Source organism: Alicyclobacillus cycloheptanicus, from assembly GCF_028751525.1.
In the GTDB taxonomy this organism is placed as follows: Bacteria; Bacillota; Bacilli; order Alicyclobacillales; family Alicyclobacillaceae; genus Alicyclobacillus_L; species Alicyclobacillus_L cycloheptanicus.
On sequence record NZ_CP067097.1, the window covers coordinates 369,043 to 385,603 of the forward strand.

Sequence of the window (16,561 nt, forward strand, 5' to 3'; positions counted from 1 at the left end):
CGAATCAGTTCACGTTTGCAACGAATCAGCTCGCAAGCACATTCGCAATGCTTTATACGCATCATTATACATGAGTGTGTATATTTATCAATGTTATTTTTTCGCGGCCACCTGGGGAATTGTGACGTACGTGTGAAGGATTCGAGCGGCGAGAGGATGGGGGGTGACGGAGAGGGGATGAGCTGGGGTGAGGGCCGGGCGGTTGGGCGGTTGGGCGGTTGGGCGGTTGGGCGGTTGGGCGGTTGGGCGGTTGGGCGGTTGGGCGGTTGGGCGGTTGGGCGGTTGGGCGGCGCTTTGGGCGCCTTTCCTTCCCAAAGCCGCCGTCTACCAACCACGATCCCGGCACTTTAGGCGCCTTTCCTTCCTAAAGCCGCCACCGGCCGACCGCAACCCCGGCGCTTTAGGCGCCTTTCCTTCCTAAAGCCGCCACCGGCCGACCGCAACCCCGGCGCTTTAGGCGCCTTTCCTTCCTAAAGCCGCCACCGGCCGACCGCGATCCCGGCGCTTTAGGCGCCTTTCCTTCCCTAAGCCGCCACCGGCCGACCGCGATCCCGGCGCTTTAGGCGCCTTTCCTTCCCTAAGCCGCCACCGGCCGACCGCAACCCCGGCGCTTTAGGCGCCTTTCCTTCCCTAAGCCGCCCTCACCCCACCCCTCCGGCCCACGCCTTCCTCCACCCGCCCCCTCAAATACGAAAAAGGTGGGATTCCCCCACCTTTTCCACATCCAATGCGCCCGATTGCGCCCGCCAACCGCGCCCGCCAACCGCGCCCGCGAATGCACCGGCCGGCAAATGCCGGCCCGCCCAACAGGCTGAACCGGCCCCCAAAACGCTCGCCCGGCCGAACCGGCCCTTAAAACGCCCGCCGGGCCGGGCCCAAATACACCCCCGAACGCGCCGTGCGCGCCGGTTACTCCGTCGCGATGGTCTGGTCGGTGATCTCGCCGCCAGGACGCACCATCAGGAAATGATCCGCCGGCTGGTCAATCAGCGGCTGCAGCGCGTTGGCTTCTTCCCACTGGCCGCTGTGGCGCAGTTCGCGCTGATACGTGGTCAGCAGTTCCGTGACATCCGACTCGCCCTCGGCGTCCAGGTAGCGGACCGTGACCTTGGCGCCCTTCGCGACGCGCCGCCGCAGGGCCTCTTCGGTCAAGCCGAGTTCCGGCGCCAGGCGCAGGTACACCGATCCGCCCGTCATCCCGGAGCAAATCCACGGACCCGCATCCCCGAGCACCACTGCACGCCCGGCGGTCATGTATTCAAACGCGAAGCCCTTGAGGTTCGCACGCGCACCAACCCAGCCCAGTTCGTCGTGCACCGGACGAGGTGCGCCGCCGATCACGATGTCCGCACCCGACAACCGAATCCCCGCGCGCGCATCCGCGTCGCCCTGAATGAGGAACAACCCGCGCTGCGCACCGTACGCCAGCCCTTTGCCAACCGATCCGCCGCGCCAGACGCCGTCCGGGCACTTGTGCTTGAGAATCACGACCTTCCCCCCAAGCGCTGCCTTGCCCACGCCGTCCTGCGCACCGCCGTGCGCGACGGACACCATGCCGTCGGTGTGATACGCGGCGAAGCCGTTGCCGCCGACGTCGCGGGTTTCGTTGAGCACCCGTTCCTCGCTGCCCGTGCGGATCCGATCGCCAGCGACCCACGTGCCCATGGCTCGCGGCAGCGCAGCAATCCCCCGCGCCTTCGCGCCAGCGTCAGCCGCGCCAGCGCCGTTCGATCCCGGCCCTGCCGCCGCACCCTGCGCCTCTGCGGCACCTGCATCTCCGCCTTGAATCACTTTCCACCGGCCCGATTTGCCGACGCGCCGCATCGGCACGTCTGCATCCCACGAGACCCCGATGGACGTCTCGGCCACCGCCGTCTCTGTGCCCACGGCCATCGCCAGGACTTCTGCATCCGCCGCCGCTCCGGCGCTCCCGTGACGCGTGCGGACGTTCGTTCCCAGCCCGTCGTGGCGCAGGTCGCGGCGAATCATCCACGTTAGGTCCATCGCGTCAAACATCCCGCTTTGCACCAGCAAATCACTGCGGCCAACCAGGTCCTGCGTGCGCGTAGCTCCGAGCTGACGCGTCAAGCGTCCGACGTGTTCGCCAACCTCCGTGAAGAATTTCCGCAAGTGTTCCACCGCGTGTTCGAATTCGCGCGGCTCAAACCGCGGCAGCCCCTTCTCGCGCGCTTCTTCCGTGTCGGTAATCTGCGTCGCGATCCCGACGTGACACGTATCTTTGTGACAGGCACGGCAGGACGTACAGCCAATCGCCACCATCGCCATCGTGCCAAATCCAACCCGATTGGCGCCGAGCAGGATGGCCTTCATCACGTCCGTGCCTGACTTCATGCCGCCGTCGGCCCAAATCTCGGCCTGGTCGCGCAGCCCGGCTTCACACAGCGCTTCATGCGCCAGCTTGATCCCCAGCTCCACAGGCAAGCCCACGTGACGAATGGCGTGTGCGCGCGCCGCACCGGTTCCGCCGTCAAAGCCGCTGAGGGTGACCACGTCAGCGCCTGCCTTCACGATGCCAACCGCGATGGTCCCGATGTTCGGCACGACCGGCACCTTCACCGCGACCTTGGCGTGCGGGTTGATTTCGTGCAACTCGTAAATCACCTGCGCCAAGTCCTCGATGGAGTAAATATCGTGGTTGTTCGACGGCGAGATGAGGTCCGTCCCCAGCGAGGCGTTTCGAGCCGCAGCGACCTGCGCGGTCACTTTCGATCCCGGCAGATGCCCGCCCTCGCCCGGCTTCGCGCCCTGGCCAATCTTGATCTCCAGCACGTAGGCCCCGTTGCACAGCGCCGCGTTGACCCCGAACCGGCCCGACGCGATCTGGCGGCCGCGGTGACGCGGGTACCGGGTGAGCAGGTCCTTGATTTCGCCGCCCTCGCCGTTCAGTGCGACAATGTTCGTGCGGTATGCGGCCTCCGCATACGCGCGGTACGCCGTTTCACCCTGCGACCCGAAGGACATGGAACTAATGACGAGCGGGTACGAATGCCCGTCGATGCTTGTATCCACCGCCGCATTCTCTGCCGGCTCTTCACTTTCGTCCACCGTTCTTAGATCGAGCACATGGCGGATGCTGATGGGATTGTCGCGCTCAAAGGACGCGAGTTTGTCGTGGAAGTCGTCATAGGGCGCAAGCCCCATCGCGACCAGCCCTGCTGCCTTCCAAATTCTCGGATAGAGTTGGAAGGTGCGCTGCCGCGCGAGCTTCTTCTCTTCTTCCGTGTTGTAGAGCGCCTGCCGCTTCTCGGCCTCTGCTTCCAGCGCAGCGAACCCGAAGCCAGCGTTGTCACCGCCGCAGAACGTCGGCACGCCCAGCCATTCTGCGATTTCCGACCGGAGTCCAATCGCGCCGAACAGCCGTTCATACCCGCGCAATTCGTGAATGCCGAGCGTCGAGATGACCTTCTCCAGGCCTTTGCACAGCGCGGCGTGCAAGTTCTCGACCCCCTGCGCGCTCCCTTTCATCGCGGCGTACTCCCACATCAGGTACGGGTTGACGGCTTCCGCCCCGAGGCCGACCGCCGTGACGATGTCGTGGAGGTTGCGAATCGCACCGCTTCGCAGCACGATGCTGGTGCGCCTCCGCAGGTGTTCGCCGCCCTGGCTGGAGGACGGCCTCAGCAGCGTTTTATGCACCGCCGCAACCGCGAGGAACGGGTCAATGTACGCGCCGCGCGCAAACTGCAGCCGGTCATCCAGCGCGATCACGTTCGCGCCTGCCTGCACCGCCTTCAGCGCCTCCTGTCCAAACCGGGCCAGCGCGCTCTCCACCGATTCCCCTTCATTGCGGTGAATAAGAATCTCGACCGTGCCGTACGGTCCGGTATGCAGCGCCGCCAAGGCGTCCTCATAGCACAAGGTTCCGCGCCGGTTCGCGACCGCCTGGATGTCTTCCAGCGTTACGTCCGTGTAGGCTGGCAATTCTTCGAGCAGGAGCGGCGATTGAATCTCCACGCGCTGCGCGTCGTGATACAGCCCTTCCAACGACGGCCGCTTTCCGAGCACCGTTCGGGTACTGAAGTGCTCCACTTCGCGTTCGCGGTCGATGGCCGGGTTCGTGACCACCGCAACCGTCTCATGCAGAAAATCCGGAATGGACCGCAGGCCGGTGTCGAGCGCCGCCAACGGACTGTCGTTTCCGAGCGAGCGAATCGGCTCAGCCCCTGTCTGCAGCTCAAATTCCAGCGCCTTGATGTCTTCTTCGCGCCAGCCGAAGGCCGCCTGTCGAATCGAGATAGGCTTCAAATCCCGATGCGTGTGCGCCACTTCGCCGCGTTCCAGCAGTGACCCGGCAAAGTTCAGGTTGCGGGACTCGGAGCTGAATTGATAGCGCTTCTTGACCCGTGAAAGGGTTTCCTTTTGGAGATCCGTGTACTGGAATACGCGTACATCATGCGGCGCCAACGACACACCGATTTTTTCACCCGGAGAAAGGGGCTTCGGATCCGCAGCCCATTCCGACACCGGGATGATGCCCTGCTCCGAACTGAAGTGGTACGCGTCTTCCGTCTCGACCAGCCACATCGGACGCAGGCCCAGCGCGTCGACGCTAAACACAGCCTCCTGGCCGAACCGCATCATCACGGCCGCAGGGCCTTGCGCAAACGGTCCCCACAGCGACCTCAGAAACATGTACATGTCCGCGAGTTCCGCAGGCATTTGCTTAATTTCGTTGATGATCGGCGGGAACAAGAGTTCCGCCGCTTCAAACAACGACCAGTTATGTTTCGCCACGAAATAGTGCAGGGCGCGATCGACCATTTGCGAGTCGCTGAACGATGCGTCAATCGGGATGCCCGCCATGCCAGCTTCCTCGTAGAAGCGGGCAATGGTGTTAATTTCTCCGTTATGTCCTAAAAGCGCAAACGGCTGTACCCGGAAGAAGGACGTCGCCGTGTTCGTGGAATAACGCGTATGTGCCAGCGCAAACACGGAGGTGCATTCCTCATCCCGCAGGTCCGGGTAGAAGCACGACAGCGTGTCGCCGTCGCCAATCACCTTGTATACGCAAGTCGTCCGGCTCATCGACGCGACGTGCAGTCCGCGGTGACGTTCGAGGTGCGTGGTCATTTCCACCAGCTTGTCGTCGCTCGCTGTCGGGCACAGACCGCCAATCTGGGCAAACAGCGGATTTTCGCGCTGCCCCAGCGGTCCGAGCGCGCGCGAATCTGCGACATCAGCGCGCACCAGTGCAACCTCGAACCCGGCCTCGGCCAGGTCTTTTTTCACGTCGTCCAGCAGCCGGCCGGATGCGGCGCGATCGAGCACAAGATGGAGTACAAAGAACTTTTCATCATCGGCAAGTTCCGCCTTTTGACCGGCTTCCGCCAACCAACGGCGCCACAGCGCCCGCGGAATGTCCATCAAGAGGCCGCAGCCGTCGCCTTCCCCCTGGACGTAGCCCGCCCTGTGACTGAGGGCCTTGAGCGCCTGAATCCCTGCAGTCACCGTTTTGTGGCTCGGGATGCCCGTCCTTTCGATTCTGGCGAAAATTCCGCAACTGTCGTGCTCTCTGTCGATCTGCATCGTCAATGCGTTCAAGTTCAACCTCATCACTTCCTTTCAAGAGTAGGAATGGGTAGACCCACCAGGCCAGCGTCAATGCTTTGGCATGTTCGTGTCGTTTTGCTTGCGCATCCGCTTCTGTGAAAAAATATACGACATATTGAATAATAATGCTATATTGTGTTATAAATATTCATGCCATTGACGGTTGTAAAGCCGTCGCCAAGGAGGCCAGCTCACCCATGCAAATCCGTCAAGCAACGGTGAAGGACGTGCCGGAAATGCAACAGTTGATTCAACATTACGCAGACATGGGGTTGATGCTGCCCCGTTCCGCAAAGTCCCTATACGAAAACTTGCAGTGCTTTGTCGTCGGAACATCGGAAGGTCGCATCGTGGGTACGGCAGGATTGCACATTTTGTGGCAAGACCTGGCGGAAATACGGTCGCTTGCCGTTCATCCGGAGACGCAAGGGCAGGGGCTTGGTCGCCGGATTGTCCAACACCTGCTGGGCACCGCTGCTGCGCTCGGAATCGACCAAGTTCTCTCCTTGACCTATCAAACCGGTTTTTTTGCCAAACTCGGATTTGAAGTGGTCGAGAAGCATACATTACCGCATAAGATATGGAAAGACTGCTTGTATTGCAAAAAATATGACCACTGTGACGAGACGGCTATGGTTTATTATACACAACAACCCCATGCCGTGTATATAGGGCAAGTCGCGGAAGCGTGAATTTTCGAATTTCGGCCACAAAGCGGCCCACTCAGCGCGCATGCGGGAGCGGTGCAGCCGAAGCGGACTGCCGAAGCGGACTGCCGAAGCGGACTGCCGATTCACCGTGGTGCGCGCCGGCCGGTTGGACCGTCGGTTCAATGAACGGGATCACCGAATGAAATCTAGCAGCGGAGCGAGTCGATTCGTGCGATTGCCGAGACACACCGTACACCTGCGCGCAGGTGCACGATGTGTCGATTTGTACCGTTCAACCCATCTGATAGAACCGCCGCGAATAACGGGGTGTCGTTGATCTGATAAGCCGTCGCTTTTGTTTGCGCACATATTCCAGCATACAGTTGTTTACAATGGACCAAATCCCCGTCTTTGGATTGGATTGATGATGAAATCGGCTCCTGGAGTGGAGAACACGCAGGAAGGTCTCTCGCAAGATATCTTCCGCCTCCGACTTGTCCCCACCGAAAACCGAATGCACTTGTACACTTCATCTCCGTACTGCTCGAACAGTAAATGACAAGCTTCGGAGGGGTGCATCGAGTCCACTGCTTTTCCTCCCTTCGTTGGATTAGTGACAGCCAGCCGCGTTTTGTTACAAACGACTTCAAATAAATTGACTTCAACCTAAATTGATTGGCCCTTCTTCCTACAGAACAAACGAAAAAACGCCCTCAAGCGACCCTGGGCGTCATGAACCATAACTCCTATTCCATCGCGCGCGGCGAGTGCATCCCGCGTTCATCGCCTGCGATTGTCTCCCGCTCCTCCCCATCCGCGAGTGAGGCCGCCGGCCATTCACGGCCAGCCACACTCCCAGGGCTTTAGGCACCTTTCCTTCCTAAAGCCGCCGCCAGCCGGCCGCGATCCCGGCGCTTTAGGCACCTTTCCTTCCTAAAGCCGCCACCAGCCGGCCGCGATCCCGGCGCTTTAGGCACCTTTCCTTCCTAAAGCCGCCACCGGCCAGCAGCACTCCCTGTGCTTTAGGCGCCTTTCCTTCCTAAAGCCCCCGCCAGCCGGCCGCGATCCCGGCGCTTTAGGCACCTTTCCTTCCTAAAGCCGCCGCCAGCCAGCCGCACTCCCTGTGCTTTAGGCGCCTTTCGTTCCTAAAGCCACCACCGGCCGGTCGCGATTCCTGTGCTTTAGGCGCCTTTCCTTCCTAAAGCCGCCGCCAGCCGGCCGCACTCCCAGCGCTTTAGGCGCCTTTCCTTCCTAAAGCCGCCACCAGCCAGCCGCACTCTCAGCGCTTTAGGCGCCTTTCCTTCCTAAAGCCGCCCACGGCCGACCCGCACCCAGCCAGCCGCCCACGCTAACGGATCGCGGCCAAGCGCTCGACCAGCGCATCAACCAGGGGGGCATCGACGATGAGCGGCGGCACAAACCGCACCCGGTGTTCGCCGACCGCCGTCAGCAGTACGCCTACATCGGCCGCCGCCGCCACAAACTGCTTGGCGTCCGGCACCGTCATGCCGACCATCAAACCGCGCCCTGAGACGTCGTCGCTGAAGCGGCGCAGAGCTTGCTGCAGATACGCACCCGTGGCCTTCACGTGTTCCAGAAAATCGGCGCTGGCCACGATATCCACGACGACATTCGCCGCAGCCATCGCAAGCGGATTCCCGCCGAATGTGGAGCCATGGCTGCCCGGTGTGAACGCTTCGGCCACTTCCGCTCGCGCCAACACCGCCCCCACGGGAACGCCGTTGGCCAGCCCCTTCGCCATCGTGACGATGTCGGGCTGGAGCCCCAACCGGCGCCCCGCGTGCGATCCCGGCACTAACCCCGGCTCCGCCCCCGCGTGCGATCCCGGCGCCACCCCTGGCTCCGCCCCCGTGTGCGATCCCGGCCGACCCCCCAGCTCCGCGCCGCCGCTCCCATCAGTGCCGCTCGTCCGCCCGACCCCTTCAAACGCGAAGAAGGTCCCCGTCCGCCCGACGCCCGTCTGCACCTCGTCAATCACGAACAGTGCTCCCACTTCCCGGCAGCGGGCCTGGATGGCCAGCAGGACCTCGTCAGGGATGACGTTCACGCCGCCTTCCCCCTGCACCACTTCGACAAAACAGGCGGCCGTCCGCTCCGTGATGGCGTCGACCACCGCTTCCAAGCGCTCCGGTGTCGAACAGTCCGGCAGAAGCGGCGTGAAGCCCTGATGATAGGCAGGTTTTGGGGTGATGGACAACGCCCCGAGCGTCCGGCCATGAAACCCGCCTGGCAGCGTGACGATTTCCGTGCGTGCTGTGTCCCCGTTGTGCCAAGCGTAGCGGCGCGCCAGCTTGATGGCCGCTTCGTTCGCTTCCGCCCCGGAGTTGCAAAAAAAAGCGCGATCGAGACCCGACAGAGCCGTCAATCGTTCGGCCAAGCGGACCTGACCCGGGTTCAGATACAGATTGGAGCAGTGGATGAGCGTCTGCGCTTGCTGAGCAATGGCCTGCGCGACCGCAGGGTGTGCATGGCCCAGACTGCACACGGCGATGCCCGCCGTAAAGTCCAGATACGCCTGCCCCGCGGCGTCGTACAGCGTCGCGCCTTCCCCCCGGACAAACGTCAGCTTGCGCTCCCCATAGTTATTCATCAACACGTCCATCATCCCGCCTCCAGTTGGCGAATCCGGGTGCCAAAGTCCCGCACCGAGCCATTTCCTGCCTCATGTGTATCGGTCTCGCCGTCCGCGGTCCCGGGCTGCAGTGCCCAAGCCAGCGCCGCTGCATCCGCCCCGTTCACCACGTAGGCTGTCGAAACCCCCGCCTTCAACGCGGACAAGACCGCCGTGACCTTCGGAATCATGCCCTGGTGAAACCGATTGTCCGCGAGCAGCTGTTCAAGGGTGGATGCAGAAGCCTCCTTCAACAGCACTCTGGCTTCCCAGTCTTCGTAAATCCCCGGCACATCCGTGAGAAACACCACCCGTGACGCGCCAAGCGCGCCCGCGACCGCGCCGGCCGCCAAATCCGCGTTAATGTTGTACGTGAGGCCCGCCTCGTCCCTGCCAATCGGCGCGATCACCGGCACCATTCCAGCCGCCAAGGCCCGCTCGATGGCCTTGGTCGACACCAGCCCCACGCGCGCCGTGCGGCCGCGGCCGGGCAGCGGCGCCGCGCCAATCACACCGTCGGCACCCGACAGCCCGACAGCGGGAATCTCCTGGCCGCAGAGCGCCTGCACCAGTTCCCCGTTCACTTCGCGCGCCAGCACGCGTTCGACGACCGCCATGCCCGCTTCCGTGGTGATGCGCTCGCCATTGACAAACGGCAGCTCAATGCCGGCCTCCTTCAGCGCCCGTGTGATGCGCGGTCCGCCGCCGTGCACCACGACCACGCGTCTGCCTTCCCAGAGGCAGCGCGCAATACCGCCAGCCAGCGCGTACAGCCCCGCCCCTTCTAGAGAACCGCCCATTTTCAATACAACACAATCCGTCACAAGGCACACCTCGCGTATCTCGATGCATCGCGCCGCCCAGGCGCCAAAGCGCGGCCAGCCCGCTCGGCGCGCGATGCCGATTGCCAACCAAGGAATCCAACGCGTCCTACGGATACATCGGCTGGGCCCAAAGACCTTCCGTTTCCGCAAACCCGTGCATCACGTTAAAGTTTTGCACCGCCTGCCCCGCGGCGCCCTTTTGCAAGTTGTCAATCACCGAGAACACTTGCAAAAGCCCAGTGCGTTCATCCACCGCGATCGCGATGTCGCAATGGTTCGACCCCCGCACGTGCTTCAACTGCGGCACCTGCCCAGGCGGCAGGACATGCACAAACGGTTCTGCGGCGTAACAATCCTGGTAGAACTGGTAGACTTCCTCCACCGTCACCGGCCGCTCGAGCATCACATGACACGCAGACAAAATCCCGCGCGCCACCGGCAGCAGCTGAGTTGTCAGCGAAATCCGTACGCCCCCGTCCGGGTCCAGCATCTGCTCGATTTCCGGGGTATGCTGATGCCGGCCCACCTTGTACGGGTAAAAATTCTCGGCCAGTTCGCCGAGCAGGTTTGATTGGACGGCTTTTCGCCCAGCCCCAGACACACCCGACTTAGCGTCGACGACAATCGGCGCGCCGGGCCGGTTTAGGCCCGCCCGGACAGCAGGCAGCAGCGCCAGCAGCGTTGCCGTGGCATAACAGCCTGGGTTGGACAGCAGCTGCGCAGTCGCGATGGAGGCCCGGCGCCACTCCGTCAAGCCGTACACGGCGGCTCCGAGCACGGCATCTGGCACCGGATCACGGCCGTACCACGTTCGGTACGCCTCCGCCGGGAGCCGCAAATCGCCGGACAAGTCGATCACCCGCAGGCCGCGCTCGTATAACGCCGCCGCCACCTGACCCGCGCTGCCCGAGGGCAGGCCGACAAACGCGACGTCGCAGGCGGCGGCGCAGACGTCGGGATCGAACTGTTGAACTTTCAGCGCGGCCAGCGAGGCGCCGTCGTGCGTATGTGCCGGCGCCGTCAGCGTGCGCAGGAACGGCTGCTCCGCCAACAAGCCGCCGTCGGCATCGCGGCTGCCGGCCACGTACGTTATGTGGACGTGCGGGTGCAGCGACAGAGTGCGTAACAGCTCGATGCCCGAATACCCGTTGGCACCGATAATCCCAACCCGAACAGCAGACGCCGTCTCCGCCATGCATAAACATCCCCAAACATGTATTTTCATTCAGTATAAAGGCGGGGGCGGAGGGGGTCAAGACGGTGACTTTGGTAGAAGGCAGGTGTTTCGTGACCGTTTGATGAAAGAAACCATTGACAACATCCGTGGCCATCCATATGATATACCCATTTTATCGAAGGAGCGGCAGCATGGTTTTCGCAGCGGCAGCATTGTTCATCGTCACACTCGTATTTGTCATCTGGCAGCCGAGGGGACTGTCGATTGGCTGGAGCGCATTGGGCGGCGCGGTGTTGGCTCTCTTGTTCCACGTGGTTTCGTTCCAAGATGTCCTTTCCGTCACAAAGATTGTCTGGGATGCGACCTTGGCATTCGTGGGCATCATCATCACGTCCACCATTCTCGACAAAGTCGGATTTTTCGAGTGGGCCGCCTTGAAGATGGCGCGAGCGGCCAACGGAGACGGGCGAAAGGTATTTCTCTACGTCATTTTTCTGGGAGCCGTGGTGTCTGCCTTGTTCGCCAACGACGGCGCGGCGTTAATTTTGACACCCATTGTCCTGGAAAAGGTCAAGCTGCTCAAGTTTGATGTGAAGAAGATGATCCCGTTCATCATGGCGTCTGGCTTCATCGCCGATACAACGTCGCTGCCGCTGGTCGTGAGCAACCTTGTCAACATCGTGTCTGCGGACTACTTCCACATTGGTTTTCTCACGTATTTGGCGCACATGATTGTGCCTGACCTGTGCTCGCTGGGAGCGAGTATCCTCGTCTTGTATCTGTTTTTTCGAAAGGACATTCCGGAGCGGTACCATCCGAGCGATGTCCCCGACCCGTCCAGCGTCATCGTCCATCGAGGGATGTTTCAGGCTTCGTGGGTCATCCTCGCGATCCTCTTGATGGGCTGCATCTTGACTGAGTTGCTGCACATTCCTGTGTCATCAGTGACCGGGGTCATCGCGGTGGTGTTCCTCGCGGCTGGCAGCCGGACGCGCGTGATTCAACCCTGGAAGGTCGTCAAAGAGGCCCCGTGGGCCATCGTGGTGTTCTCCATTGGCATGTACGTGGTGGTCTACGGACTTCAGAATGCCGGATTCACCACGCTTCTTGGGAATGTCATCGAAGGCGCAGCACAAGGCGGATTATTCGCTGGCACACTTGCCATGGGCTTTATCGCGGCGGTCCTGTCCAGCATCATGAACAACATGCCGACGGTCATGATTGATGCGCTGGCCATCCACGCCACCCATGCGCCAAGCGGGATGCAGCAGATGTTTGCCTACGCGAACGTGATTGGCTGCGATTTGGGGCCGAAAATTACGCCCATTGGCTCGTTGGCAACCCTCCTTTGGCTTCATGTACTTGGGAAGAAAGGCATCTCGATTTCATGGGGGCGCTATTTTCGCACAGGCATCGTCTTGACCCTTCCGACGCTGTTCGTCACATTGTGTGGACTGTACGTCTGGAGCGCGTTCATTCGCTGAATCGAAGGCAAGGCGCGGCGCTCGAACGCACACACATCGGCCTCACGATTGGATGCGGCCGCCGACCGCGGCCCACTCACTCGCAGACGGGACGCCGCCCAGCCCCGTCGCACAGGCCACCGCATGGTGCACCGCCGCCTCGGTCGCTTTCGCGGCCAGGGCGCCCAGCACCGTCACATCGACCTTTGCTTCCCCCGCGGACAACACAAACAAGGTGTCGCCATCGTGCGGCGTATGAATCGGATCGATTGATCGGGCCAGCCCATCGTGCGCCATTTGCGCCACCTTGGACGCCTGTGCTTTCGTGAGCCGCGCGTTGGTCCACAGGCAGCCAATCGTCGTATTGGTGCTGAGTCCCCCTCCGTGCTCCTCGCCCTGCTCCTCGTCATGGTGGTCGCCGCGCTGCTCCGCACCCAACCGGCGCAGGACGTCCAGACTCCGTTCATACCATCCCGGCTTTGCCCCGCGAATCCCCGCCAACACGTCCCCTGATGGGCCGCGCACCTCGCCGACCGCATTCACCGCGATGAGCGCCTCCACCACCACGTCGCCCACGGTTTCCCGGCCGAATCCGATGCCGGACTTCGTCGCCCGCCCATGCCCCGCCAATTTGCCGACGGTCGCGCCCGTCCCGGCACCGACGCTGCCGAGCGCCAAGACGCTGCCCGCGCCTGGACCGTCCGCCGTGATGGCCGATTCACACGCGGCAACCCCCATCGCCGCGTCCGGTCGAACGGCGGCCGACCCGATGCCAAGGTCGTACAACACGGCCCCAACCACAATGGGCACCTTGGCAAACCCAGTGTTGAAGCCCACCCCTCGGGCTTCGAGCCACCGCACTACGCCAGTCGCTGCATCCAGCCCGAACGCGCTGCCGCCCGTCAAGAGGACGGCGTGCACCCGCTCCACGGTATTCAGCGGGTTCAACAAATCCGTCTCGCGCGTACCCGGCGCGCCGCCTCGGACATCCACGCCCGCGACGGCGCCCTCTGGGGCCAGCACCACCGTACACCCGGTCACAGCTTCCACATTGGACGCGTGACCGACCCAAATGCCTGGCACCTTCAACCTGCAAGCTTCCATACGCGCCCCCCAGTCTCCAGTTGATTCGTCGGCCCATTCCCGTGTCCCTCCGCGAGTGTCCGTATCGCAGGTCATTTGTCCCATCATCTGATGAGGTATCTTCCGAAGGAGGGATCAAACACATGTATGGTACATTCGGCGGGTACACAAGATGGGCGGTTGTATTCCTGATTATCTTTGTGTTGTTCTTCCTGCTCGTGCCGGCCTACGGCGCACTCACCGGGGCGGGTACAGGCGTCGCCATGACCTCCTACCCGATGAGCACCTGGGGCATGGGCACCATGGGCAGCGCCTATGGGTACGACAGTTCCAGCAGTTCGTAATGCACGCAGGCAGGTTCCATCGCGCAGCCAAGGGGGCGATTTGCCCCCTGGCCGCACGCCTGCCTACGTGACATGGCCTGCACTGGCGCACGATGACGCAATCACACGCGCGATTACGCAATCACCCCGGCGCGCCGCAAGGCGGTCAGCTCCGCCTCCGTGTATCCCCACTCTTTCAGCACCCCATCCGTGCAAGCCCCAATCGCAAACGACGCCGCATCCGACTGCGCATGGGCAACCGGCGCCTGGTCAAGCCCGGACATCGGGACGGGAAAGCGCACCCACGGCGCGCCATCCGCTGCTTCTCGAAACAGGCCGCGTTCTTGCACCTGCGGATCGCGCACCACGTCACCCAGAGAGTTGACGGGCGTCACGCAGGCCTCCAGGGAAGAGAGCTCGGCGAGCCATGCATCGCGATCGCGCTGCAGAAACGTCTCGGTCAGCCAGTCAACGACCACCTGCTGCTGTGGATAGGGCGCGTACTGAAGTTCCGTGTACTCGGGCTTGCCCAACGCAGCGCAAAGGTTGTGCCAAAAGTGGTTTTCCACCGCGCCCACGGCGATGTACTTCCCGTCTTTTGTTTGGTAGGCGCGGTAACAGGCGAAGTCTCCGCCCAGCTGCCGGGCGCCGGGCTGCGGCTCCTGCCCCGTCGCGAAGTAGTCCGCAATGTTGTAGGACAACCATGAAACCAGACCGTCCGTCATGGAGACATCCAGGTACTGGCCGCGGCCCGTCTTGCCGCGCTGCAGCAAGGCTGCCAGAACGCTCGTGACGGCCATCATGGCGCCGCCGCCCAAGTCCCCGATTTGAACGCCCGCAGGCGTCGGCGGCTGTCCCGCCGGCCCCGCCATCGCAAGCACGCCCGCGACCGCGGCATAGTTGAAGTCATGGCCCACGCGGTCGCGGTAGGGTCCCGTCTGACCGTACCCCGTGATCGCGCAGTAGATGAGGCCCGGATTCGTGTCTGCCAAGGTATCATAGTCGAGGCCGAGCCGTTTCATCACCCCGGGCCGAAACCCCTCCATCAAGACGTCGCACTTCTTTGCCAACGCGCGGGCCAGTTCTTGTCCTTCCGGCTTCTTCAAGTCAATCGCGACGCTCTCCTTGCCGCGGTTCAACCAGCGGTACTTCCACGACACGCCGTCTTCCACAGGCGGAAAGAAGCGCACATAGTCCCCTTTGCCAGGCTCCTCAATCTTGATGACGCGTGCGCCGAGCTGAACCATCAACATCGTGGCGTACGGCCCAGGCAGCAGACGGCTGAAGTCGAGGACCGTGATGCCCTCCAGCGGAGCTGGCCCGTTCACAGTGGTGTAAGTCACACTTGTTCCTCCCATTCGGCAGCAATTTGATTCTTCAGAAGAGTGACCGTATGATGAGGGCACGAACCCTCAGTCCATCAACCGCGACAGGAGTGAATCTGCGTGTTCCAAAATCCAAGCAATGAAGCCATCGCAAGTATTCTCAAGAACGCCAAGACCATCGCAGTCGTTGGCCTGTCTGACGACCCGAGCCGGGAAAGTTACGCCGTCTCCGCCGAAATGCAGCGGCGCGGCTACAAGATTATCCCCGTCAACCCGAACGTACAGGAGGTCCTCGGCGAACGCGCCGTCGCAAGCCTCGCCGACCTCCCTGAACCGGTCGACATCGTGAACATCTTCCGCCGCAGTGAAGCCCTGCCAGATGTGGTGCGCGAAGCGGTCAACACTTCCGCCCCCGTGATTTGGGCGCAGCAGGGCATCTACAATGAAGAAGCCGCGGACATCGCCCGCGCGCACGGCAAGACCATGGTCATGGACCGCTGCATCATGGTCATGCACAGCTTGTTCGTACGGGGGGCGTAAGCGGTATCACACGCCCTCTGCCGCAGTCGCCTGTGTGCAGCTGTCCAGAAACGATGTGATCATCGCCAGCACTTCGTCCCGTTCGGGCTCGTTGTGCAGTTCGTGATAGTACTCGCTGAACTCGTGATAGACCTTGCGCGGCGCACTCAGACGCTGCACAAAGGCGCGTGTCGCCGCGGGAGACACGAGACGGTCCTGCCCCGCCTGCAAGATTAAGGTCGGCGCCGGGAACGACGCTTCGCCGGCACGCGCCGCCATCATGCTGCGCTGCAACTCCATCACCCATCGGACGGTGACCTTGTGCAGAATCAGCGGATCCGTCCCATACCGCGCAACCACGTCCGGGTGCCGGCTGACAATCTCCGCCGGGATGCGGTTGGACTGCGTGAACGTGGGCCAGAGGCGATCGATCACGGCCGCGACGCGCATCAACAGCGGCGGAATGGGGAGTGACAACTCGAGACAGGGCGACGTCAGGATGATGCCCTGCAAGAGCCGCTTCGTCGGTTCCGGCCGGGTTTGCAGCCAGCGCACGACAGACAACCCGCCCATACTGTGACCGTAGAGGAACTTCGGAATGTCCGCGTAGAGGTCGTTGACCCGCTGCACCATTCGGTCGATCGCGTCCAGATATAATTCAAAACTGTCCACGTGGCCGCGCCGGCCGGACGACTTTCCATGCCCAGGCAGGTCCTGCCCCAACACAGCATAGCCTGCCTCATTCAACCACTTCGCGACATGGTCGTACCGCCCACAGTGTTCTCCAGCACCGTGGACCAGCACAACCACGCCGCGCGGGGAGGGGACTGGCCAGTGTGATTCGTACAGTTTCACCCTATCGCCTCCAGGCTGGGTATCCATCAGGCCCGACGGAATGCCTCGAAATCCATCTTCAGCCTTGTCCAGATCATGATAGCATAAGAAACAGGTCCCCCACATATGGGCTACCCCTTCAATTTGATTTCGATATCCG

Annotated in this window: 12 protein-coding genes; 4 read left to right on the forward strand and 8 right to left on the reverse strand. The window is 62.3% G+C overall.

The window, feature by feature from the left end; translation table 11 throughout:
- Positions 1 to 909: 909 nt before the first annotated feature.
- Positions 910 to 5,574, reverse strand: coding sequence for a glutamate synthase-related protein (locus JI721_RS01710; RefSeq protein WP_274456357.1), 4,665 nt, complete (start codon positions 5,572 to 5,574; stop codon positions 910 to 912).
- Between the two features lie 194 nt (positions 5,575 to 5,768).
- On the opposite strand from JI721_RS01710, the gene JI721_RS01715 reads away from it, so the two are divergent.
- The gene (locus tag JI721_RS01715) at positions 5,769 to 6,263 is read left to right on the forward strand and encodes an N-acetyltransferase (protein ID WP_274456358.1); all 495 of its coding nucleotides are present in this window, start codon (positions 5,769 to 5,771) and stop codon (positions 6,261 to 6,263) included.
- 250 nt (positions 6,264 to 6,513) lie between these two features.
- Here the strand turns inward: JI721_RS01715 and JI721_RS17155 are convergent, their stop codons facing one another.
- The 4 genes from JI721_RS17155 to argC form a co-directional block, all read right to left on the reverse strand.
- Entirely contained in the window at positions 6,514 to 6,741 is a 228-nt protein-coding gene (locus tag JI721_RS17155) for an RNA polymerase sigma factor (protein ID WP_407654059.1), read from the reverse strand.
- An 828-nt stretch (positions 6,742 to 7,569) separates the two neighbouring features.
- Positions 7,570 to 8,844 (reverse strand): aspartate aminotransferase family protein, encoded by a 1,275-nt coding sequence (locus JI721_RS01720; RefSeq protein WP_274456359.1) that lies wholly within the window; start codon positions 8,842 to 8,844, stop codon positions 7,570 to 7,572.
- Positions 8,844 to 9,677: an acetylglutamate kinase gene (gene argB, locus JI721_RS01725; RefSeq protein ID WP_274456360.1), complete on the reverse strand. Its 834-nt coding sequence runs from the start codon at positions 9,675 to 9,677 to the stop codon at positions 8,844 to 8,846. The genes JI721_RS01720 and argB overlap by 1 nt, the downstream gene beginning before the upstream one ends.
- A gap of 106 nt (positions 9,678 to 9,783) precedes the next feature.
- Entirely contained in the window at positions 9,784 to 10,872 is a 1,089-nt protein-coding gene (argC, locus tag JI721_RS01730; protein WP_274456361.1) for an N-acetyl-gamma-glutamyl-phosphate reductase, read from the reverse strand.
- 173 nt (positions 10,873 to 11,045) lie between these two features.
- On the opposite strand from argC, the gene JI721_RS01735 reads away from it, so the two are divergent.
- Complete coding sequence (locus tag JI721_RS01735) at positions 11,046 to 12,338, forward strand: arsenic transporter (protein WP_274456362.1); 1,293 nt, start codon at positions 11,046 to 11,048, stop codon at positions 12,336 to 12,338.
- Between the two features lie 42 nt (positions 12,339 to 12,380).
- Here the strand turns inward: JI721_RS01735 and JI721_RS01740 are convergent, their stop codons facing one another.
- Positions 12,381 to 13,421, reverse strand: coding sequence for a P1 family peptidase (locus JI721_RS01740; protein ID WP_274456363.1), 1,041 nt, complete (start codon positions 13,419 to 13,421; stop codon positions 12,381 to 12,383).
- A gap of 122 nt (positions 13,422 to 13,543) precedes the next feature.
- Between JI721_RS01740 and JI721_RS01745 the strand changes: the two genes are divergently transcribed.
- Positions 13,544 to 13,744: a hypothetical protein gene (locus JI721_RS01745; protein ID WP_274457941.1), complete on the forward strand. Its 201-nt coding sequence runs from the start codon at positions 13,544 to 13,546 to the stop codon at positions 13,742 to 13,744.
- A 113-nt stretch (positions 13,745 to 13,857) separates the two neighbouring features.
- On the opposite strand, the gene JI721_RS01750 is transcribed toward JI721_RS01745, so the two are convergent.
- Positions 13,858 to 15,066: a CaiB/BaiF CoA transferase family protein gene (locus JI721_RS01750; RefSeq protein ID WP_274456364.1), complete on the reverse strand. Its 1,209-nt coding sequence runs from the start codon at positions 15,064 to 15,066 to the stop codon at positions 13,858 to 13,860.
- A 102-nt stretch (positions 15,067 to 15,168) separates the two neighbouring features.
- On the opposite strand from JI721_RS01750, the gene JI721_RS01755 reads away from it, so the two are divergent.
- Complete coding sequence (locus JI721_RS01755) at positions 15,169 to 15,588, forward strand: CoA-binding protein (protein WP_274456365.1); 420 nt, start codon at positions 15,169 to 15,171, stop codon at positions 15,586 to 15,588.
- A gap of 6 nt (positions 15,589 to 15,594) precedes the next feature.
- Here JI721_RS01755 and JI721_RS01760 read toward each other — a convergent pair whose 3' ends face one another.
- Positions 15,595 to 16,422: an alpha/beta hydrolase gene (locus JI721_RS01760; RefSeq protein WP_274456366.1), complete on the reverse strand. Its 828-nt coding sequence runs from the start codon at positions 16,420 to 16,422 to the stop codon at positions 15,595 to 15,597.
- Positions 16,423 to 16,561: the final 139 nt, after the last annotated feature.